Source organism: Celeribacter indicus, assembly GCF_000819565.1.
GTDB lineage: Bacteria > Pseudomonadota > Alphaproteobacteria > Rhodobacterales > Rhodobacteraceae > Celeribacter > Celeribacter indicus.
Genome location: NZ_CP004393.1, coordinates 2,688,641 through 2,707,639, shown reverse-complemented (window position 1 = coordinate 2,707,639; position 18,999 = coordinate 2,688,641). Strand labels below are relative to the sequence as shown.

Genomic DNA, 18,999 nt, shown 5'->3' with positions numbered 1-18,999 from the left:
GGCTGGCGCCATCGTCTGCGCCAGCCCGATTTCTGCTACTGCAGATCATCTTCTTCCTGATCGGCTTCGAGCAATTCGACCAGCCGGGCGACCCGGCCCGATGGGAAGGGGCTATGGGCATCGACCTGCGCCTCGTCCGCCTCGACCCAGGCCTTGGCACAGGCAAGTTCGGAGGCGTCGGCGCCGGTGCGCAGAATATCAGACAGAAGCGTGGGGTCCGTGCCGGGACCCAGGATGCTTTTCACGTCGTTTTCGGTCATGATCTCCTCCTTTCGAATGCTACAAGGAAGCAAGAGAAATATAGGAGAGCTGTTCGTAGAAAAAAGTTTCCGAGCATCCTCTTGAAACCGTAAGGTGCTGTTCCAAATCACTTTATGCAGATCGCCCAGATGGGGATCGGCCATAAAGCGGGACATCGCTCCTGCGGTGCTCCCGATGTCTGTACCCATGTTGCTCAAAGGAGGATATGGCTATGGCAACGACACTTGATTTTGCACCTCTGTTCCGTTCGAGCGTTGGCTTCGACCGTATGCTCGACGCGCTCGAGACAGCCCGTCGAGTGGAGACGCTCGACAACTGGCCGCCTTATGACATCGTCAAGACCGGCGAGGACGACTATCGCATCGACATGGCGGTGGCGGGCTTTGCCGAAGACGATCTGACCCTGACCCAAGACAAGAACATGCTGATCGTGTCGGGCCGCAAGGAGACGCCCGAAGGTGACGGCGGTGTCAGCTATCTCTATCGTGGCATCGCCGGCCGGTCGTTTGAACGTCGGTTCGAACTGGCCGATCACGTCCGGGTCGAAGCGGCCACGCTGTCGAACGGCTTGCTGACCGTCGAGCTCAAGCGCGAGATCCCCGAGGAACTCAAACCGCGTCGGATCGAGATCGCGTCGGCTGAGGCGACCGAGGGTCTCGAGACCAGGCAGCTCGAGACAGCTCCAGAGCCGGAACCGGTCGCGGCCTGAACCAGCTTGGACCCAGAACGGGACGTTCCGGCCGCTCGGGTGGCGGCCGGACGCCCTTCCTGCAATCTGGAGGCTAAGAGATGAACGTGATCAGCGGAGATTTCACAGGACAATCACATGTATCACCCATTCTGAGTCAGGCCGGTTCGCGACCAGACTGGGACTCTTCTCTGCCGGACGATGCGGTCGCCCGGATATGGAAACCGTCGAAATCGGCGATGACCTCGGGGCGCACGCGTACGAAGGGCTGGAAGATGAGCTTTCCACGCCGGACCGGTCCTTGGCTCGAGCCTTTGATGGGCTGGACGGGTGGCGACGACACGATCCAGCAGATAGACCTTAGCTTTCCGACGCTGGAAGCCGCTATTCGCCATGCAAAGCGTCTGGGGGTGGCTTACGAGGTGCATCTGCCGGCAGGCGAAGCCGCGCGCCGTGCCGCCCGGGCACGGGACAGGCAGGCCGGGCTGTGGTCCGATGCCACGCTCTCTCGGCTCGGACTGTCCGAGATGCGGCAAACCTATCGTGACGCGATGGCCGGCGCAAAACGGCGGGGCGATCCGAAAGGCGGCGATGATGGGCGTTCTCCCATTGAAGTTGCTTCGGACGCCAGCCTGTCGTTGGAGGCTCGCCGTTCTATCCTGATGAACTGGGCCTACACGGAGTATCTTCAGGATGTCGCCAGCACCGAAGGCATGCCGGAAAACCAGCGTGCATCGCAGTTTGCCGAGGTTGAACGAGCGCTGTTGGCGCTTGAAGCGGCGGTGGCCGCCGACGGATTGTATCCATCCGTTGAGGAAGGGAGGGCGGCATGAATCCCTTCGTTGCAATTGATGCCCAGCAGGCGGTGCCCGATCGTTTCGCACTGGTCCTCGCCGCGAGCGCCCGCAGCCGGGCGCTGAGGGCCGGGGCAGAACCGCGGGTCGAACCTAAACGGCAAGCAACCGAAGAGCTTGCCTTGGAAGAGATCGCGACCGGTGCGATTTCGCAGGAGGAGCTGTTGCCCTTCCTGCCTGCGCCGGCGCCCAAGCGGCTGGCTCGGCCGCATTGAATCCCTGGTGAAGAGAAAGGAGGTAACACCATGAGCAAGACCTGGACCACGAACTATGACAAGCTTGGCGACGGCATCAGCCTTCTCGCGGGCCTAGCCCTCGCTGGGTTGCCCTTCGTCGTCACGATGACCGATATTGCCTTCTGGAGCGCCCTACTGACAGGAGGACTGATCGCAGTGCTTGCCGCAATTGCGCTTTGGCGACCGCATGAAGGGCTTGACTGGGCGCGTATGGTTGCGGGTGTCTGGGCTGCGATCAGCCCATGGGCTCTCGTAGCCGGCTTCACGCTCAGTATCGCGCTTGCCCATGTGGCCCTCGGCGTGCTCGCGCTGGCCTTTCCCGCCTGGCGGCGCTGGAAGAACGACGGTGGGAATTCTGCTCTGACAGCCTAATTTGGCTACCGGCCCCGCGAACGGGGCCGGTAGTTTCTTACGTTGTTTGAAAGACCAACGAAGTAGTGACGCGTTATCGGGATTTAAACCTCCACCTTCGGAGGGCAGCGCTCAAGAGTGCTGTCGCGTTTCCGCCAAGGCTAAGCTACCGCTCGAAATAGCAATTCCAGACCGCGGGAAATCCCCACAACCATCGCAATTTTCTTAGATACATCTCTAACATCATCTGGCCCCATGGGCCGACCGTCCAGTGGCAAGTTATGATGGGTGCGCCCTCCCGCAACCATCTTTACTTGCTCGGGGCGCAAGTTGTGATCAGATCCTGCCCCCGCAACCAACGATACTTCGATAATTTGAAGGCAGATCGCTTGGAGTGTGGCCTATTTGAGCTTCCTTCAAAGTTTCAGGCTGGGGAACCTTCGGCAAGGCGGGCTGAGCTCAGGCTCTGTCGATTGCGACCTGCATTCCCGGCCAGTTTGCATATTTGTCGCCTGTTTCTCGGATGTGCGTATAGCGTTTCAGGCTAACCCAAGACCTGTGTCCGCTGACCGCCGCGACATGGGGGATGTTCCAACCCATCTCGAACAACCGGGAAATGCCTTCGTGGCGCAGATCGTGGAAGTGCAGATCCTCGATCCCGAGTAGCTTGCAAGCGCGTGTGAAGTTGGTCGTGATCGCGTCCGGGGAGTAGGGGAAGATCTCAGCCTTGCTCTTGCGCATACTGTCGATGACCCGAATGGCCTCCTCAGGCAGATCGACCCAGGTATCGTTTCCGAGTTTTTCGCCGGGATGCTTCATGTCGCGGACCAGGATGCGCTTGTGCTCCTTCTGAAAGTCATCCCAGGTGAGCCGGGTGATCTCTGCCTGTCGGCGCGTCGAGAAGAGAGCGAAAACGATCACCTTGTGCATGGGCATGGCTTGAGGCGTTCTCTGGCGCCGATCAATGAAGTGGGCCAGCAGCCGGTCGAGTTCATCAAGGGTGGGCCTGCGGTTCCGCTGCGCAGAACGGGAGATGATCCCCATGCGGCGCGCGACGGTGATCGCGTCTCTCATCTCCCGGTCATCCAGTCGAAAGTCCCACATCGGTCGGGCTATGGCGAAAATGGAGGCGAGATGGCTCGCGTAGTTCCCGACGGTTTGCGGTTGTCCAGGCAGTGACTGAAGGAACTCGATGATATCCTTCGCCTTGATGGTGGAGCAGGGCAGATCGGCGATCGGGTAGGTGGTGATGGTCCTGAGGACCTGCGCTTTCGTGCGGCCGATGTCCTTCACGGCTTCCTCGGTATAGCGCTCGATCGCTTTGGACAGCGGGGGATCGGATGCGTTCAACTCTTCCAGCGCACCAGGTCTTGCTAGCTCTTTCTCGCGTTTCTTTATCCAGGCGGTCGCAGCTGGACGTCTGTCAAAAGTCTTCGTCTCATGATAGACGGTGCCCTCGCGCATCACTCGTACACGTGCCCTGTAGCTGTTATGTCCATCCTTGCGTTTGCGCGTGGTGATCGAGCCCATGATGGTCTCCCCATTTGGTCCATGGAACTGTATTTGGTCCACAGGACCAAATCCAGTGTCAAAATCGACTGATTTGGTCCATAATGAGCGGAAACGAGACGAGCTGAAGGTGCGCCGAAGTGGCTGAGAAAAAAAGAAAAAAGGAGATATCAACGGCTTCCCGTCTGTCCGTCGCGCCCATGATGGACTGGACCGACCGCCATTGCCGCTATCTGCACCGGCTGATGTCGCGCCATGCGCTGCTGTATACGGAGATGGTGACGGCCCCGGCGCTGGTGCGGGGCGGGGCGGTGCATCTGCTCGCCTTCTCGCCGGAGGAGCATCCCGTCGCGGTGCAGCTCGGCGGCTCCGAACCCGCGGAACTGGCGCAGGCGACGCGGCTTTGCGTCGAGGCGGGGTATGACGAGGTCAATCTCAATGTCGGCTGTCCCTCAGACCGGGTGCAGTCGGGGGCTTTCGGCGCGGTGCTGATGAAATCGCCCGATCTCGTGGCGGAGTGTGTCACGGCGATGCGGGAGGCGGCCGGCGATGTGCCGGTCACGGTGAAATGCCGCATCGGGGTGGACGACCAGGAGCCGCGCGAGGTTCTTCCGGCCTTCATCGCAACGATGCGCGCGGCGGGGATCACGCGCATGTCGATCCACGCGCGCAAGGCCTGGCTCGAGGGGCTGTCGCCGAAGGAGAATCGCGACGTCCCGCCGCTCGACTACCCGCTCGTGCACGAGATGAAGCATGCCTTTCCCGACCTGCACCTCTCGGTCAACGGCGGGATCGGGAGCCTCGAGACGGTGGAGGACGAGCTCGGCCACATGGACGGGGTGATGGTCGGGCGCGCCGCCTATCATCAGCCCTATGACATCCTCGGGGAGGCGGACCGGCGGATCTTCGGAGACACGCGGGCACCGCTGTCGCGCGAGGAGGTGGTGCTGGCGATGGAGGACTACATCGGCCGCCATGTCGCGGCGGGCGGCAAGCTCGCGCAGGTCACGCGCCACATGCTCGGCCTGTTCGCCGGACAGCCGGGCGCGCGGCGCTGGAAGCGGGTGCTCTCGGAAGGGGCGCACAAGGACGGCGCGGGCTTCGGACTGGTGCGGGAGGCGCTGCCGCGCTGAGGTTCAGTCGGAAACCTTTTTGACGAATTGCGACTTCAGGCCCATCTGGCCGATGCCCGGCACCTTGCAGTCGATGTCGTGATCCCCCGCCACGAGCCGGATGCCCCGCACCTTCGTGCCGACCTTCACGACGGAGGAGGAGCCCTTCACCTTCAGATCCTTGATCACGGTCACGGTGTCGCCGTCGGACAGGAGGTTGCCCACGGCATCGCGGACCTGCTCGGCCTCGCCCTCCTCGGCGGCGGACCATTCATGGCCGCATTCCGGGCAGGTGAGGAGGGCGTCCATCGCATAGGTGAATTCGGAGCCGCATTCGGGGCAGGGGGGCAATGTCTCTGTCATGGCGATGGCATAGCCCGGTTGCGCGGATCTGGGAAGCCCGTATGTGTCAGGCACCGCGCGATTTGGGCTCTCGCGACACCGTCCGGTTCGGAGATGAAGATCGCGCTTCGCGTCGGGAGAGAGCCGGGCGCAGACGGACCGGGAGGATCGGTGCACCGGCCCGGAGGACCGGCCTTGGAGCGGCATCCGCCGCCCTCCGTCTCCTTGGGCCCGCAAGGCGCTCCGGTGCCGTGGCGCGCTTGCGGTGTGCAGCGGCCGGAAATCCCCGCTATTCCGCCGCCTCCGACCCCTTGCGCCCCTTTTTCCGTCCCGGACCGCGCTCCGGCGTTTCCGCATCGACCTGCTCGACGCTCTCGGGCGTCGCGGGCGGCGGCTCGGGCGCGCGTGCCGGGGGGGCGGCGCGGGTCGCGGCGAGCGGCGCGGGGCCGGACGACATCGCGGGCGCGCTCACGCGATGCGCGTCGAAGCTGTCGGGCGCCCCCCAGGCCCCTTCGCCCGTGCTCCAGACGAATTCCGGGTTCTGCGCCCGCTTCGCCTCCCGGCGCAGGCGGTAGTCCTCCGCGGAGCGGCTCTGCGCGCCCAGCGCGGTCGCGAGCCGCATCCGCGCATGGTGCAGGATGTCCCAGAACCAGACCCGGAGCGCCAGCATCGCCGGAGTGAAGACCAGCGTCAGGACCGTGGCGATCCCGAGGCCGAAGACCACGGCGGTCGCGAGGTTGGTCCAGAATTGCGCCGTGGGCGCGTTGATCGTGTAGCCGCCGCCGATGAAGTCGAGCGAGATCGCGAACATCATCGGCGTGAGCCCCGCCATGGTGGTGATGGTGGTGAGGATCACCGGCCGGATGCGGTCCTCGGCCGTGCGCACGATGGCCTCGATCCGGGGCATGTAGCGGGCGTATTCCTGATAGGTGTCGATCAGCACGATGTTGTTGTTCACCACGATCCCCGCGAGCGCGACGATGCCCGTCCCGGTCATGATCATGCCGAAGGTCATGTCCATCACGAGGAGCCCGACGAGCACGCCCGCCGTGGACATCACGACCGCGAGCAGCACCAGCACCGCGTTGTAGAAGCTGTTGAACTGCGCGAGCAGGATGATGAACATGAGCGCCAGCGCGGCGCCGAAGGCCTGGCCGAGGAAGGCGCCGGTTTCCTGTTGCTCCTCGTCGTCGCCGGTCCATTGCCATGTGACGCCGTCGGGCAGGGCGGCCTCCTCCCGGAGCCAGCGGGTGAGCGTGCCGATCCGCTCGGTGGCGGTGATCGTGACGCCGTCCTCCCGCGTCAGTCCGCTGTCCACCGCCGCCTTCACGTCGTAATAGCGCTGCTGGTCCACGCGGTCGATCTGGGCGAGCTTCGCGACCGGCTCGCGGGTGATGAAATTGGACAGCGGCACGAGCCCGTCCCGAGTGCGCACCTTCAGCGTGTCGAGGGTGGAGAGCACGCGGTCCTGTTCGGGCAGGCGGACACGGATCTCGATTTCCTCGTCGGAGGACGGCACGCGCATCGTGTCGAGCAGGATGCCGCGGGTGACGAGCTGGATCATGCCGCCGACGGTGGCGACATCCGCGCCGTAGCGCCCCGCCTTCTCCACGTCCACGTCGATCTGCCAGTCGATGCCGGGCAGGGGGCGGGTGTCCTCGATATCGGCAAGCCCCTCCATCGTCTCGAATTTCGCCCGCACGGTCGCGGCCGCTTCCGCGAGCGCGTCGAAATCGTTGCCCTTCAGCCGCAGGTGCACGGGCTTGGCCGAGGCCGGGCCCATCGCGAGGTTCAGCGTTTCGGTGTAGATGCCCGGCAGGGCCGCGAGCTTGCGTTCGAGTTCCGCGAGCACGTAATCGCCGTCGTATTCGGGCCGCACATGCGTGTCCTCGAAGAACAGGATGCCGTCCTTCGTCTCCGTCGGGCGGTCGTCCCAGGGGATGAGCTCGACCTGGATCTGGCCGATCGTGTCGCGCGGGGCGGAGGAGCCGCCGGTGTTGCGGTTGAGCCCGCCCTCGCCGGCGAAGACGAAGGCATTGTCGACGCCCGGCTGGTTCAGCACGATCTCCTCGGCCTGGTGCACGAGCGCGTCCTTCTCCGCGAGCGAGAGATTGCCGCGGGCGCGCACGTAGATGATCGCCTGTTCGGGTTCGGAGGCGGCGAAGAATTCGATGCCGCGGTTGTTCTGTCCGTAATAGACGAAGACGGCCACGACCCCCGCGATGACGGAGGCGACGGCGACGAGCGGCATCACCGGATTGCCGGCGATGAAATGGGTGAAATGGCCGAAGGGTGTGCGCCTGTAGCCGGCGTCGACCTTTTTCGCCGGGCGTTCGATCCGTGCCGCCGAGAGCATGATCCCCGTGCCTGCGGAGCCGGTCAGGAAGAGCGCGAACCCCAGCGTCAGCGGTCCCCAGCCGGAGGCGCCGTCGGGCAGCAGGTAGGACGGGTTCATCATCTGCATCAGCCCGAGGAAGACGAGATAGGCGAAGGGCAGCACGAGCACCGCGCGCAGCCACCAGGGCGCGATGCGGCGCAGCCCGGCGGAAATGTCGTCGAAGGCCCGCGCGATCCGGCCGGAGACCCCGCCCATGACCGGAAGGTAGATCAGCGCGACGATGAGCGAGGCGGAGAGCACGAAGATGATCGTGACCGGCAGCATTCCCATGAAGGCACCCGCGACGCCCGGCCAGAACAGCATCGGCAGGAAGGCGCAGAGCGTGGTGGCCGTGGAGGAGACGATCGGCCAGAACATGCGCTGCGCCGCCTCGACGAAGGAGGCCATCGGCCCGTCGCCCTCCTCGATCCGGCGGTCGGCATATTCGACCACGACGATCGCCCCGTCCACGAGCATCCCGACGGCGAGGATCAGCCCGAACATCACGATGTTGGAGATCGTCACCCCCATGAGCCCGAGGAGGATGAAGCACAGCAGGAAGGAGGTCGGGATCGCGAAGCCGACGAGGAGCGCCGAGCGGATGCCGAGGGCGGCGAGCACGACGACCATCACCAGCGCGATCGCGGTGAGCACCGAGCCCTCGAGCTGGCTCACCATCGAGGAGACCTGCCGCGACTGGTCGTTCGAGGTGCCGACGACGATCGCCTCCTGCAACTCCTCGGGCCATGTCGCGTATTCCGCCTCGATCTCCTGTTTGACGAGCGCGACCGTGTCGATGATCGGGAAGCCCTTGCGCTTGACCACCTGGAGCGCCACGGTGCTCTCGCCGTTGAACCGCGCGGTGCCCTCGGGATCCTCGAAGGTGAGCCGGATGTCCGCGAGATCGCCGAGCGTCACCACCCGGTCGCCGTTGACCTTCACCGGAAGCTCCATCACGTCGCGCTGGTCGTCGAAGCTCGACGGGATCTTCACCGAGAAGGCGCCCTGGTCCGTTTCCACCTCGCCCGCCGCGACGAGCTGGTTGTTGGCGGTGACCACGTCGATGAGTTCGGCGGCGGTGACGTTGTAGCTTTCGAGCCTGAGCGGGTCGATGATCACCTCGAGCATCTCGTCGCGATGCCCGGTGAGCGCCGCTTCGAGCACGGGTTCCAGCCCCTCGATCCGGTCCTGCATGCGCTTGGCGTATTGCACGAGCGTGCGTTCGGGCACGGGGCCGGTGAGGTTCACGATGAGGATCGGGAATTCGGAGAAGTTGATTTCCGTGATCGTGTAGCTGTCCGCGCCCTCGGGGAAGTCCGCCTCGGCCCGGCCCATGCGGTCGCGCACATCGGCGATGGTCTTCGACTTGTCCCAGCCGAAATCGAATTCAAGCGCGATCCCCGCATAGCCCTCTGCGGCGGTGGCCGACATGGTGTCGAGCCCGTCGAGATCCGACAGTTCCGTTTCCATCGGTCGGACGAGCAGTTTCTCCGCATCCTCGGCGGAAATCCCCGGAAAGGGGACGGAGACGAACAGGGCGGGGATCTCGATATCCGGCTCGCCCTCCTTCGGCAGGCTCATGTAGGCGAAGGCCCCGGCGACGAGAGTCAGCACGATGAAGGCGAGGATCATCCGCGCGTGATGGCCGGCCCAGGCGACGATTCCGGTCATTGCATGCTCTCCGCCTCTGCGCCGGCCTGCGGTGGTTCGGCATAATGGGGGTCGACCGCCACGCCCGCGCGCACGAAATCCTGGCCGACGGTGATGATCGCCGCCTCCTCGGCCAGCCCTGTGACCCAGATCCCCTCGCGCGTGTCGCGCATGACGGTGACCGGGGCGAATTCGACGCGCTTGTCCGGTCCGACGAGGCGCAGCCCGATCCGCCCTTCGTCATCAAGCGTGAGCGCCGATTGCGGCACGAGATGGGCGGTGACACCCTGGGCGCGGATCGCGAGTTCGACGGTCTGCCCGTCGCGGATCCGGAAGTCGGGATTGGGGATCTCGACCTCGACCCGGAAGGTGCGGGTGGTCGGATCGGCCGAGCGCGACAGGAAGGTGACGCGGCCGCTCACCTCGTCGCCCGACAGGAGCCGCGCCCCCGCGGGCGCGCCGACCTCGATCTGGTCCACCTCCGCCTCGGGCGCGTAGCCCACGAGCTTGACCGGATCGAGCTGAATCACCGTCGCGCAGGACGATCCGGCGGCGAGAAACGTGCCGAGTTCCGCCGTGTCGCTTTCCAGAAGCCCGGCGAAGGGCGCCTTCACCTCGAGGTTCACGATGTCCCGCTCGGCCTGCGCGACCGCGGCGCGGGCCCGTTCGACCCCCGCCTGCGCGGTGAGGATCTGCGTGTCGGAGGCGTAGCCGCCCCGGTTGAGCCGCTGCGCGTTCGACAGGGCGACCTCCGCCTCCGACAGCGCGGCCTTCGCCTCCGCGAGCGTCGCGTCGCGGGTGCCCCGGTCGATCCGGCAGAGCACCTCGCCCGCCTGGACATAGGCGCCCTTGCGCAGCGGGTCGTTCACGACGCGTCCGGCCGTCTCGGCGGTGACCTCCACGCTGCGTGCGGCCTCCGTCTGTCCGCGCAGCAGCACGACGTTGTCGAGCGCGCGGGCCGTGGAGCGCGTCGCAACGACGGAGACCGTCTTGTCCTCGCCCGCTGCCTTGCGCGCGGGCGGCGCGAAGCTCTCCGCGCTCTCCGGCGCCGGATCGGCCGCGCCGCTACCGCCGCCGGTCAGCCGGTCGCGTTCGAAGACGAAGGCATAGAGGAAGGCCATGACGAGCAGGGCGGTGAGGACGTGAATGAGGCGCATCGAGGTCTCGTCTCTTGTCGTTTTCGGCGGTGCCCCCTGTCAACGTCCGGAGAGGCGGTTCGGATCAGTCGCCGGAGGGCTGAAGGTGGAGTTAAACTTTTTAACATCTTCGCCAAGATGGGGCGGATGCGGTGCGTTCGCAACCGGCCTCTTTGCCGCCGGTCAGGGCATGTGTCCTTCGTGTCCGGTTCGCCCTTCGGCTCCCGTCGCACCCCCGCTCCTGCGTCGGATCAGGGCTCCTGCCGCGCGCGCACCGCATTGCGCGCGAGCGCCGCGATGAGATCGGTCCGTGTCACGATGCCCGCGATCCGTCCGTATTCTACCACGGGGACGGCATCCGTGTCCCCGTCCGCCATCATCGGCAGCAGGGCGCCGACCGGTGTGTCCGCCGTGGCACGGGGACCAGCGACGCTCATGATGTCGCCCGCCGTCACCGGTCGGTCGCGATCGCGGTCCAGCAGGCGCCGGAGCGCGGCGAGGTATCCCCGCTCGAGGCGGAAGGCATCGTCCCGCGCCTGGCCGATCAGGTGCATCTGGAAGATGACGCCGAGGAATTTCCCCTCCGCCCCGATGACGGGCAGGGAGGTGAACCTGTGGCGCCTGAACAGGTCCGCCACCTCTCCGAGCGGGGTGTCCGGGCGGACGGTGACCAGGTCGCGGGACATGATGTCGCCCGCCTTCAGCGGTCCCGAGGAGTGAGCCGCCGCCTGCAACTCCGCCGCGCCGATCAGCCGGGCGAGGTCCTCGACCCCGAGGTTGAAGGACTGCCTGTAGCGTTCGAGCAGGCCGGTCAGCTCCTGCGCCGAAAGGCCCAGGCGTTCGGACGGGGCGCGGTCGGCGGTCCGGTGCCGGTTCGGGTCGTCGAACTGCCGGAACGGATAATGCCGGCCCGTCATCCGCGCATAGAGGGTCGCGAGCACGACAAGAGCGACGGTGCCGGCGGCAACCGGCGCAAGGGCGAACCAGAACCCGAGGCGGGCGACGGCATCGGGGCTCATCGCGGCGGTCATGGCGACGGCGCCCGCCGGCGGATGCACCGCCCGGCACAGGATCGTGGCCGTGACGGCCAGCCCGACGGCGAGGCCGATCCGCAGGGCGGGATCGGCGACCGCGGCGCAGACCGCGACGCCGACAATGGCCGCGACGGTGTTTCCGACGATTGCCGACCAGGGCTGCGCAAGCGGGCTGTTCGGCACCGCGAAGAGCAGGACGGAGGTCGCGCCGAAGGGGGCGACGAGATAGAGGCCCATGTCGAGATCCACATGCGGCGACAGGAGAAACAGCCCGGTCAGGCAGAGCCCGGCGAAGGCGCCGATTCCGGCGCGCAAGGCCTCCATGGCAGAAACCCGCGCGACCGCCGGGCCGAGTGATCGTAGAATGTGCAAGATGCCTGCCTCCCCGCCGAGTTGGGACAAGGTTTCAGCATCATGATGCGAAAAGCGCAAGCGCAACGATCATCAGGGACACGGGCGCCGCGACATCCGCGATATTCCGGGCGCGCAGCGCGCCGTTTCCTCCGCTCCGGAAGGTCGCGCGCCCGAGGGGCCTTGGCATTTCTTTGCGGATCGGGGTAAGAGGGAGCGGAACGACAACATGACTGATGCGCCGCCGCGCAGGCTGGGGGAGAGTTGAGCCAGACCGACAGCTTCATCGACGAGGTGACCGAAGAGGTCCGCCGGGACCGCCTTTACGCGTTTCTGAAGAAATACGGCTGGATCGGGATCCTCGCCGTGGTCGTGCTCGTGGGCGGTGCCGCCTGGAGCGAGTATGCGAAGGCGAAGGCGCGGACCGAGGCGGAAGCCACGGGCGATGCGATCACCGCCGCGCTCGCCGCGGAGGACCCCGCCGGGCGCGCCGCCGCGCTCAACGAGATCACGGCCGCGGGCGATGCGCGGATCGTCGTGGCGATGCTGCGCGCGGGCGAGCTTCACGCCGCCGGCGACGTCAAGGGCGCGCTCGCCGCGCTCGCGCCCTTCACCACCGATGCGATGCTCGATCCGGTCTATCGCGATCTGGCGGTGCTCAAGTCGGCGATGCTCGGGGCGGGGGAGACGCCGCCCGAGGAGCGGATGAGCCAGCTCGCCGGCATCGCCGGGCCGGGCGCGCCCTATCGGCTGCTCGCCGAGGAGCAGATCGCCGCGGCGCAGGTCGAGATGGGCGACACCGAGGCCGCGGTCGCGGGGTATCGGGCCATTTCGCAGGACGAGGAGGCAAGTAATGCCTTGCGTCGGCGCGCGCTCCAGATGATTGTGGCGCTTGGGGCGGACCCGGAGGCCGGGTGATCCGGGCCGGGCCTAACGGATTGATATGACGGCTGAAGGCCGCGTGACAGGTTGAACTCAGGGGTAGCATGAGGGAGAGCGGGATGATGGGTCAGGCAGGAAAGGCGGGGCTTTTTGCGGCCATGCTGGCGCTCACCGCCTGTGGCGCGGCACGCGAGGAGATCCTTCCCGGTCAGCGCCTCGACCCGCGCGCCGGGACCATTCTCGGCAGCGGCGAGGCACCGCGCGCCGATCGCGCCGCGCAGATTTCGCTCGGGGCGCCGGTCAGCCGTGCGGACTGGCCGATGGTCGGGGCCGGACGGCTCCATGCCTCGGGCCACAATGCCTTCACCACGGGCGCGCCGGCACTTGCCTGGACCGCGTCCGTCGGGAAGGGCAACACCCGCAAGCTGCGCCTGACCGTGGATCCCGTCGCCGCCGGCGGCCGGGTCTTTGCGATGGATGCCGAGTCGCGGCTCGTGGCGCTCTCCGCCTCGGGCGGCGGCACGCTCTGGTCCGTCGATCTCACCCCGCCGGGCGAACGCCGGGGCAAGGCCTTTGGCGGCACGCTCGCGGTGGCAGGGCCGACGCTCTATGCGACGACGGGCTATGGCGAACTGATCGCGCTCGATGTGGCGACCGGCGGCATCCGCTGGCGCCAGGATCTCGAGGCCGTGGGCGCGGCGGGCATCAGCGTGCATGACGGCATGGTCTATGTCACCGCCGGCGACGGCCAGGCCTGGGCGCTCGACGCCGGCACGGGCCGGGTGAGATGGACCCTTGCCGGTCCCGAGAGCGTCACCCGCCGCGTTGGCGCGGCCTCTCCGGTCGTCACCGACCAGCTCGTCGTCTTCCCCTTCGCCTCGGGCGATCTCTATGCGAGCTTCCGCAAGGGCGGGATGCGTTACTGGACCGCGTCGATCGCCGGCCAGCGGCCGGGCGTGGTCTATGCCAATGTGTCCGACATCACCTCCGATCCGGTCGTGGTCGGCGAGCGGCTTTATGTCGGCAACCAGGCCGGGCGCTACGCCGCCTTCGATCTGGGGACCGGGGAGCGGATCTGGACCGCAGACGAAGGCGCCTACAGCCCGGCCTCCGTGGTCGGCGGCTCCGTCTTCATCGTCACTGACCGCAACGAGCTCGTGCGCCTTTCGGCCGCGACCGGGGAGCGGATCTGGGGCGCGCAGCTTCCCTATTTCACCACCGACAAGCCGCGCAAGCGCAAGACGGTCTTCGCCCATTACGGCCCCGTGGCCGCCGGCGGCCGGATCTGGGTCGCCTCCGACGACGGCACCCTGCGCGGCTTCGACCCGGCCACCGGCGCGCTTTCGGCCAGCGTCGCGCTGCCCGAGGGTGCGGCCTCCGATCCGATCGTGGTCGGCGGGGTGATGTACGTGCTGCTGGAGAACGGTTCGCTCGCCGCGCTGCGCTAGGCCCTTTACTCGCGCGCCCGTTCGGGTGTATCGGGGCCGCTTGGAACGAAGACCCGCAACACCCGGAGAGTGACCATGAGTTTCTCGCTCGCCATCGTCGGCCGCCCCAATGTCGGCAAGTCGACCCTGTTCAACCGCCTCGTCGGGCGGCGGCTCGCGCTGGTCGACGACCAGCCCGGCGTCACGCGCGACCTGCGCGAGGGCGAGGCGAAGCTCGGCGACCTGCGCTTTACCGTGATCGACACGGCGGGCCTCGAGGAGGCCACGGACGAAAGCCTCCAGGGCCGGATGCGCAGGCTCACCGAACGCGCCGTGGACATGGCCGACATCTGCCTGTTCATGATCGACGCGCGCGCGGGCGTCCTGCCCGCGGACGAGGTCTTTGCCGAAATCCTGCGCAAGCGCGCGCGCCATGTCATCCTCGCCGCCAACAAGGCGGAGGGGCAGGCGGGCGAGGCGGGGCTGCTCGAGGCCTATGCGCTCGGCCTCGGAGAACCGCTGCGCCTGTCGGCCGAGCATGGCGAGGGGATGCCGGACCTCTACTCGGTGCTGCAACCGCTTGCCGAAGGATTCGAGGCACGCGCCGCGGCGGAGGCGCCCGAGGTCGATGTGGATCTGACCGAGGAGGAGCAGGAGTTCGGCGAGGACGAGGAGATCGGCGGCACCTCGCGCGACTTCACCCGCGACAAGCCGCTCCAGATCGCCGTGGTCGGCCGCCCGAACGCCGGCAAGTCGACGCTGATCAACAAGCTTCTGGGCGAGGATCGCCTGCTCACCGGCCCGGAGGCGGGGATCACCCGCGACGCGATCTCCGTCACGATGGACTGGGACGGCACGCCGGTGCGTATCTTCGACACGGCGGGCATGCGCAAGAAGGCGAAGGTGCAGGAAAAGCTCGAGAAGCTTTCGGTAGCCGATGGTCTGCGCGCGGTGAAATTCGCGGAGGTCGTGGTCGTGCTGCTCGACGTCTCGATCCCGTTCGAACAGCAGGATCTGCGCATCGCCGATCTTGCGGAGCGCGAGGGGCGCGCGGTGGTCGTGGCGGTCAACAAATGGGACACCGAGGGCGACAAGTCCAACAAGGCGCGCGAGTTGCGCGAGGAATTCGCCCGGCTTCTGCCGCAGCTCAGGGGCGCGCAGCTCGTCACCGTCTCCGCGGTGACCGGCAAGAACCTCGACAGGCTGCGCGAGGCGATCCTCGAGGCGCATGCGGTCTGGAACCGGCGCGTGTCGACCTCGCGGCTCAACAGCTGGCTCGGCGCGATGACCGAGGCGCACCCGCCGCCCGCTCCCGGCGGGCGCCGGATCAAGCTCAGGTACATGACGCAGGTGAAGGCGCGCCCGCCGCAATTCGTGGTGATGTGCAGTCATCCCGAGGAGCTGAACGAGAGCTACAAGCGCTACCTCGTCAACGGGTTGCGCGAGGATTTCGACATGCCCGGCACGCCGATCCGGCTGTTCTTCCGCTCCCAGGCGGACCGGAATCCCTACAGGAACAAGACGAAATCGACACCGTCGCGGCTTCGGAAGCATCTCGGCAAGGATCGGGCGGACGCGCCGAAGAAGAAGCGCTGACGCGCTTGCCTCCGGCGGGGATATTTCAGGAGCAGATGAAGCCGGGCGCGGTGCCTCTGCCTTCGCCTGCGTTCAGATATCCAGCTCGACCCAGATCGGCACATGGTCCGACGGTTTGTCCTTTGCGCGCGTATGGGCGTCGATCTGGCAGTCGGTGAGCCGGTCGGCGGCCTGCGGCGACAGCAGGACATGGTCGATGCGGATGCCGTCGTTCTTCTGGAAGGCGCCGGCCTGGTAATCCCAGAAGGTATACAGCCCCGGCGCCCCGTTGCGCACGCGCAGCGCGTCGGTGAGCCCGAGCGCCGTCAGCCGCCGGAAGGCCGTGCGGCTCTCGAGCCGGAAGAGCGCGTCCTCCGTCCAGGCCTCCGGGCGTTTGGCGTCCTCGGGCTGGGGAATGAGGTTGTAGTCGCCGGCCATCAGGAAGGGGGCCTCGAGCGCCAGAAGCGCCTTCGCCCGCGCCTCGAGCCGGGCGAACCACTTGAGCTTGAAATCGTATTTGGAGCCCGGAACCGGCGTCCCCTCGGGCGTCAGCTCGACCGGGTTGCCGTTCGGCAGGTAGAGCCCGCAGATGCGGATCGCGCCCTTCTCTCCGCTCACCGTTGCCTCGATGTAACGCGCCTCCACGTCGTCGCCGTGGTCGCGCCCCATGCCCGCGCCGCCGGGCAGGCCGCGCGTCACGTCCTCGAGCGGGCGTTTCGAGAGGAGCGCGACGCCGTTGAAGCTCTTCTGCCCGTGGGTTTCCACGTTGTAGCCCAGATCCTCGAAGAGGTCGCGCGGGAAGTTCTCGTCGAGCGACTTGATCTCCTGAAGGATGACGACATCCGGTTCCGCCTCTTTCAGCCAGTCGACGAGTGCGCCGGCGCGGGCCTTGATGCCGTTGATGTTGAAGCTCGCGATCTTCATGGAATGCTCCCTCGTTTGCTTCTTTGTAGGGGGCTCAGCCGCGCTCGGCAATGGCGCGTCCCGCCGCGGCGGCGGAGGCCCAGGCCCATTGGAAATTGTAGCCGCCGAGCCAGCCGGTGACGTCCACCACCTCGCCGATGAAGAACAGGCCGGGCAGGGGGGGCGCCTCCATCGTCTTCGACGACAGCCCGGCGGTGTCGACCCCGCCGAGCGTGACCTCGGCGGTGCGGTAGCCTTCCGATCCTGTCGGTTTGAGCGTGAGCGCGTGGAGCCGGTCGGCAAGGGCGGCGAGCGCCGTGTCGGGCTGGTCGGCGAGATTGCCGGTGAGGGACCATCGCCCGGCGAGGGCCGCGGCGAGCCTGGCGGGCAGCAGGGTGGCGAGCACCGTCTGCATCTGCCGCCGGCCATTCTCCTGCCGCGCGGCGCGCAGGGCGGCGAAGGCGTCGCGGCCAGGCAGCAGATCGGCGGTGATCGCGTCGCCTTCGCGCCAGTAGTTCGAGATCTGGAGAACCGACGGGCCGGATAGGCCGCGGTGGGTGAAGAGAAGCGCCTCGTCGAAGGCGGTGCCGTTGGCGGAGAGGCGCGCCTCGAGCGCGGTGCCGGCGAGCGGTGCGATCCAGTCGAGTTCCTGCGGCGCGAAGGTGAGCGGGACGAGGCCGGGGCGGGTGTCGGTCACGGGCAGGCCGAATTGTTCGGCGATGCGGTAGCCGAGGCCGGAGGCGCCGATTTTCGGAATGCTCTTGCCGCCGGTCGCGACGACGAGATGGCGGGCATGGGCGGGGCGCCCCGAGAGGGTGAGGCGAAAGCCGGTCCCGTCATGGGCGATCTCGTCCACCGTGGTCGCGAGGCGAATCTCCGCGGCGCGGGCTTCGGCCAGGAGCATGTCGATGATGGTCTGGGATTTTCCGTCGCAGAACAGCTGTCCCAGCGTCTTCTCGTGCCAGCCGATGCGGTGGCGGCCGAGCAGGTCGAGGAAATCCCATTGGGTGTAGCGGGCGAGGGCGGATTTCGCGAAATGCGGATTGGCGGAGAGGAAATTTTCCGGCCCCGCGTGGAGATTGGTGAAATTGCACCGTCCGCCGCCGGAGATGCGCACCTTTTCGGCCGCGCGCCGCGCGTGGTCCACGACGAGGACCCGGCCGCCTTTCGCCGCCGCGAACCCGGCGCAGAAAAGCCCGGCGGCACCGGCGCCCAGGATGATCGTGTCGAACTGTTCCATGCCCCGCTTTGAGCAGGGGGTGCGGGGTTTTGCAAGAGTGGTCGGGCGGGAAAAAGGGGGGATGGGGAAAGCCCCCGGACCCTGGGTCACGGGGGCTTTCGCACCGTCGGCCGGAGGGTCCGGTCAGTTGGTATTCGCGTCGTGGATCGTGGTGGTCGCCTCGACCTGGCCGCCGACGGTCAGCACGATGAGAAGCTGCTGCGCGGTATTGGCGTCGAGGGTGACGTTCACCCCCTCGTTGGCGCCGGCGCTGACTTCGGCGGAGCCGATCAGGTCGCCCTGTTCGCCGGCGGTGTAGTCATAGACCTGAACCGTGCCGGCCTGCGAGGCGCGCACCATCTCGAGGGTGAGCGAGGTGGAAATATTGTCGTTCTCGCCGGGCACGATGTAGTTGTATCCCATGCCCTGCGCATAGGAGGCCGTGCCGGTCGCGAGCGCGATCAGCGAGGCGGCGGCGAGGGTTTTCATCGAAGTATAGGTCATGATCTGGTCCTTCCTTGCATGATGCCGGGCCGGGCGTGTCATGGCGCGGCCGTTGTGAGGGACGAGATGTGTCGCGACACGGAAAAGTTAAGGCATTGTGCCATAACAAAAAATTTATGCCGGTCCTGGCGGCGGACTCGGAACCCCGAGCCCGTCTCGCGCGTTGTCTCACGCCGATTTGATCGCCTCGGCGGGATTTCGCGTGGGCGCGCCGTGCCGCGCCTCCCCGCAAGGGATCTAAAGCGAGAAGGACACGCCGCAGCCGCAGGAGGAGGTGGCGTTGGGATTGTCGATGACGAAACGGGCACCGATCAACTCTTCGGTGAAGTCGATGGTCGCGTTCTCGAGGAAGGGCAGGGAGACCGGGTCGATCACCACCGCGCCGCCCTCGCCCTTGAGGACCACGTCGTCCTCGGCCGGTTCGTCGAGGGTGATGTCGTACTGGAAACCGGAGCATCCGCCGCCTTCGATCGCGACGCGCAGCACCTTCTCCTCGCCGGTGCTCGCGTTGATCTCGGCAAGGCGGGCAAAGGCGCGGGGCGTGACTTTCGGGGGGAGCGTGAGGGACATGTCGGAGCCTTCGGATCG

General features: G+C 66.8%; 18 protein-coding genes. 8 read left to right on the top strand and 10 right to left on the bottom strand.

The window, feature by feature from the left end:
• Positions 1-35: 35 nt before the first annotated feature.
• Positions 36-260, bottom strand: coding sequence for a hypothetical protein (locus P73_RS13665; protein ID WP_043869994.1), 225 nt, complete (start codon positions 258-260; stop codon positions 36-38).
• A 212-nt stretch (positions 261-472) separates the two neighbouring features.
• Between P73_RS13665 and P73_RS13660 the strand changes: the two genes are divergently transcribed.
• From P73_RS13660 to P73_RS24445, 4 genes are all read left to right on the top strand, one after another.
• The gene (locus tag P73_RS13660; RefSeq protein WP_043869993.1) at positions 473-970 is read left to right on the top strand and encodes an Hsp20 family protein; all 498 of its coding nucleotides are present in this window, start codon (positions 473-475) and stop codon (positions 968-970) included.
• Positions 971-1,050: 80 nt separating this feature from the next.
• Positions 1,051-1,782: an NADH dehydrogenase ubiquinone Fe-S protein 4 gene (locus tag P73_RS25035; protein ID WP_082033237.1), complete on the top strand. Its 732-nt coding sequence runs from the start codon at positions 1,051-1,053 to the stop codon at positions 1,780-1,782.
• Complete coding sequence (gene rpoZ / locus P73_RS13650; protein WP_052453270.1) at positions 1,779-2,018, top strand: DNA-directed RNA polymerase subunit omega; 240 nt, start codon at positions 1,779-1,781, stop codon at positions 2,016-2,018. The genes P73_RS25035 and rpoZ overlap by 4 nt, the downstream gene beginning before the upstream one ends.
• 30 nt (positions 2,019-2,048) lie before the next feature.
• Entirely contained in the window at positions 2,049-2,411 is a 363-nt protein-coding gene (locus P73_RS24445; RefSeq protein ID WP_052453269.1) for an SPW repeat domain-containing protein, read from the top strand.
• Between the two features lie 438 nt (positions 2,412-2,849).
• On the opposite strand, the gene P73_RS13640 is transcribed toward P73_RS24445, so the two are convergent.
• On the bottom strand, positions 2,850-3,920 hold the full coding sequence (locus tag P73_RS13640) for a site-specific integrase (protein ID WP_043869992.1): 1,071 nt from the start codon (positions 3,918-3,920) through the stop codon (positions 2,850-2,852).
• 179 nt (positions 3,921-4,099) lie between these two features.
• Between P73_RS13640 and dusA the strand changes: the two genes are divergently transcribed.
• The gene (gene dusA, locus P73_RS13635) at positions 4,100-5,032 is read left to right on the top strand and encodes a tRNA dihydrouridine(20/20a) synthase DusA (protein WP_052453268.1); all 933 of its coding nucleotides are present in this window, start codon (positions 4,100-4,102) and stop codon (positions 5,030-5,032) included.
• Between the two features lie 3 nt (positions 5,033-5,035).
• On the opposite strand, the gene P73_RS13630 is transcribed toward dusA, so the two are convergent.
• The 4 genes from P73_RS13630 to P73_RS13615 all read right to left on the bottom strand — a co-directional run bounded on the left by P73_RS13630 (position 5,036) and on the right by P73_RS13615 (position 11,922).
• Positions 5,036-5,374, bottom strand: a complete 339-nt coding sequence (locus P73_RS13630) for a zinc ribbon domain-containing protein YjdM (protein ID WP_043869990.1) — start codon at positions 5,372-5,374, stop codon at positions 5,036-5,038.
• Between the two features lie 268 nt (positions 5,375-5,642).
• Positions 5,643-9,401, bottom strand: a complete 3,759-nt coding sequence (locus P73_RS13625) for an efflux RND transporter permease subunit (protein WP_043869989.1) — start codon at positions 9,399-9,401, stop codon at positions 5,643-5,645.
• The gene (locus P73_RS13620; protein WP_043869988.1) at positions 9,398-10,537 is read right to left on the bottom strand and encodes an efflux RND transporter periplasmic adaptor subunit; all 1,140 of its coding nucleotides are present in this window, start codon (positions 10,535-10,537) and stop codon (positions 9,398-9,400) included. Before P73_RS13620 ends, P73_RS13625 begins: the two co-directional genes overlap by 4 nt.
• Positions 10,538-10,767: 230 nt before the next feature.
• A complete protein-coding gene (locus P73_RS13615; RefSeq protein ID WP_043871721.1) occupies positions 10,768-11,922 on the bottom strand; it encodes an HPP family protein in 1,155 nt (384 codons plus the stop codon).
• Between the two features lie 243 nt (positions 11,923-12,165).
• On the opposite strand from P73_RS13615, the gene P73_RS13610 reads away from it, so the two are divergent.
• From P73_RS13610 to der, 3 genes are all read left to right on the top strand, one after another.
• On the top strand, positions 12,166-12,819 hold the full coding sequence (locus P73_RS13610; protein ID WP_043869987.1) for a tetratricopeptide repeat protein: 654 nt from the start codon (positions 12,166-12,168) through the stop codon (positions 12,817-12,819).
• A gap of 83 nt (positions 12,820-12,902) precedes the next feature.
• Positions 12,903-14,231, top strand: a complete 1,329-nt coding sequence (locus tag P73_RS13605; RefSeq protein ID WP_043869986.1) for a PQQ-like beta-propeller repeat protein — start codon at positions 12,903-12,905, stop codon at positions 14,229-14,231.
• A 75-nt stretch (positions 14,232-14,306) separates the two neighbouring features.
• Positions 14,307-15,806: a ribosome biogenesis GTPase Der gene (gene der / locus P73_RS13600; protein ID WP_043869985.1), complete on the top strand. Its 1,500-nt coding sequence runs from the start codon at positions 14,307-14,309 to the stop codon at positions 15,804-15,806.
• A 72-nt stretch (positions 15,807-15,878) separates the two neighbouring features.
• On the opposite strand, the gene xth is transcribed toward der, so the two are convergent.
• The 4 genes from xth to P73_RS13580 all read right to left on the bottom strand — a co-directional run bounded on the left by xth (position 15,879) and on the right by P73_RS13580 (position 18,981).
• Complete coding sequence (xth, locus tag P73_RS13595; protein WP_043869984.1) at positions 15,879-16,709, bottom strand: exodeoxyribonuclease III; 831 nt, start codon at positions 16,707-16,709, stop codon at positions 15,879-15,881.
• Between the two features lie 34 nt (positions 16,710-16,743).
• On the bottom strand, positions 16,744-17,928 hold the full coding sequence (locus tag P73_RS13590) for a BaiN/RdsA family NAD(P)/FAD-dependent oxidoreductase (RefSeq protein ID WP_043869983.1): 1,185 nt from the start codon (positions 17,926-17,928) through the stop codon (positions 16,744-16,746).
• A gap of 123 nt (positions 17,929-18,051) precedes the next feature.
• On the bottom strand, positions 18,052-18,411 hold the full coding sequence (locus P73_RS13585; RefSeq protein ID WP_043869982.1) for a hypothetical protein: 360 nt from the start codon (positions 18,409-18,411) through the stop codon (positions 18,052-18,054).
• A gap of 237 nt (positions 18,412-18,648) precedes the next feature.
• Positions 18,649-18,981 (bottom strand): HesB/IscA family protein, encoded by a 333-nt coding sequence (locus P73_RS13580; protein WP_043871720.1) that lies wholly within the window; start codon positions 18,979-18,981, stop codon positions 18,649-18,651.
• Between the last annotated feature and the right edge of the window lie 18 nt (positions 18,982-18,999).

Bases quoted from the DNA above. Each gene is read 5' to 3' on its own strand.
- P73_RS13665 (WP_043869994.1), bottom strand. From the start codon at position 260: ATGACCGAAAACGACGTGAAAAGCATCCTGGGTCCCGGCACGGACCCC.
- P73_RS13660 (WP_043869993.1), top strand. From the start codon at position 473: ATGGCAACGACACTTGATTTTGCACCTCTGTTCCGTTCGAGCGTTGGC.
- P73_RS25035 (WP_082033237.1), top strand. From the start codon at position 1,051: ATGAACGTGATCAGCGGAGATTTCACAGGACAATCACATGTATCACCC.
- rpoZ (WP_052453270.1), top strand. From the start codon at position 1,779: ATGAATCCCTTCGTTGCAATTGATGCCCAGCAGGCGGTGCCCGATCGT.
- P73_RS24445 (WP_052453269.1), top strand. From the start codon at position 2,049: ATGAGCAAGACCTGGACCACGAACTATGACAAGCTTGGCGACGGCATC.
- P73_RS13640 (WP_043869992.1), bottom strand. From the start codon at position 3,920: ATGGGCTCGATCACCACGCGCAAACGCAAGGATGGACATAACAGCTAC.
- dusA (WP_052453268.1), top strand. From the start codon at position 4,100: ATGATGGACTGGACCGACCGCCATTGCCGCTATCTGCACCGGCTGATG.
- P73_RS13630 (WP_043869990.1), bottom strand. From the start codon at position 5,374: ATGACAGAGACATTGCCCCCCTGCCCCGAATGCGGCTCCGAATTCACC.
- P73_RS13625 (WP_043869989.1), bottom strand. From the start codon at position 9,401: ATGACCGGAATCGTCGCCTGGGCCGGCCATCACGCGCGGATGATCCTC.
- P73_RS13620 (WP_043869988.1), bottom strand. From the start codon at position 10,537: ATGCGCCTCATTCACGTCCTCACCGCCCTGCTCGTCATGGCCTTCCTC.
- P73_RS13605 (WP_043869986.1), top strand. From the start codon at position 12,903: ATGATGGGTCAGGCAGGAAAGGCGGGGCTTTTTGCGGCCATGCTGGCG.
- der (WP_043869985.1), top strand. From the start codon at position 14,307: ATGAGTTTCTCGCTCGCCATCGTCGGCCGCCCCAATGTCGGCAAGTCG.
- xth (WP_043869984.1), bottom strand. From the start codon at position 16,709: ATGAAGATCGCGAGCTTCAACATCAACGGCATCAAGGCCCGCGCCGGC.
- P73_RS13590 (WP_043869983.1), bottom strand. From the start codon at position 17,928: ATGGAACAGTTCGACACGATCATCCTGGGCGCCGGTGCCGCCGGGCTT.
- P73_RS13585 (WP_043869982.1), bottom strand. From the start codon at position 18,411: ATGACCTATACTTCGATGAAAACCCTCGCCGCCGCCTCGCTGATCGCG.
- P73_RS13580 (WP_043871720.1), bottom strand. From the start codon at position 18,981: ATGTCCCTCACGCTCCCCCCGAAAGTCACGCCCCGCGCCTTTGCCCGC.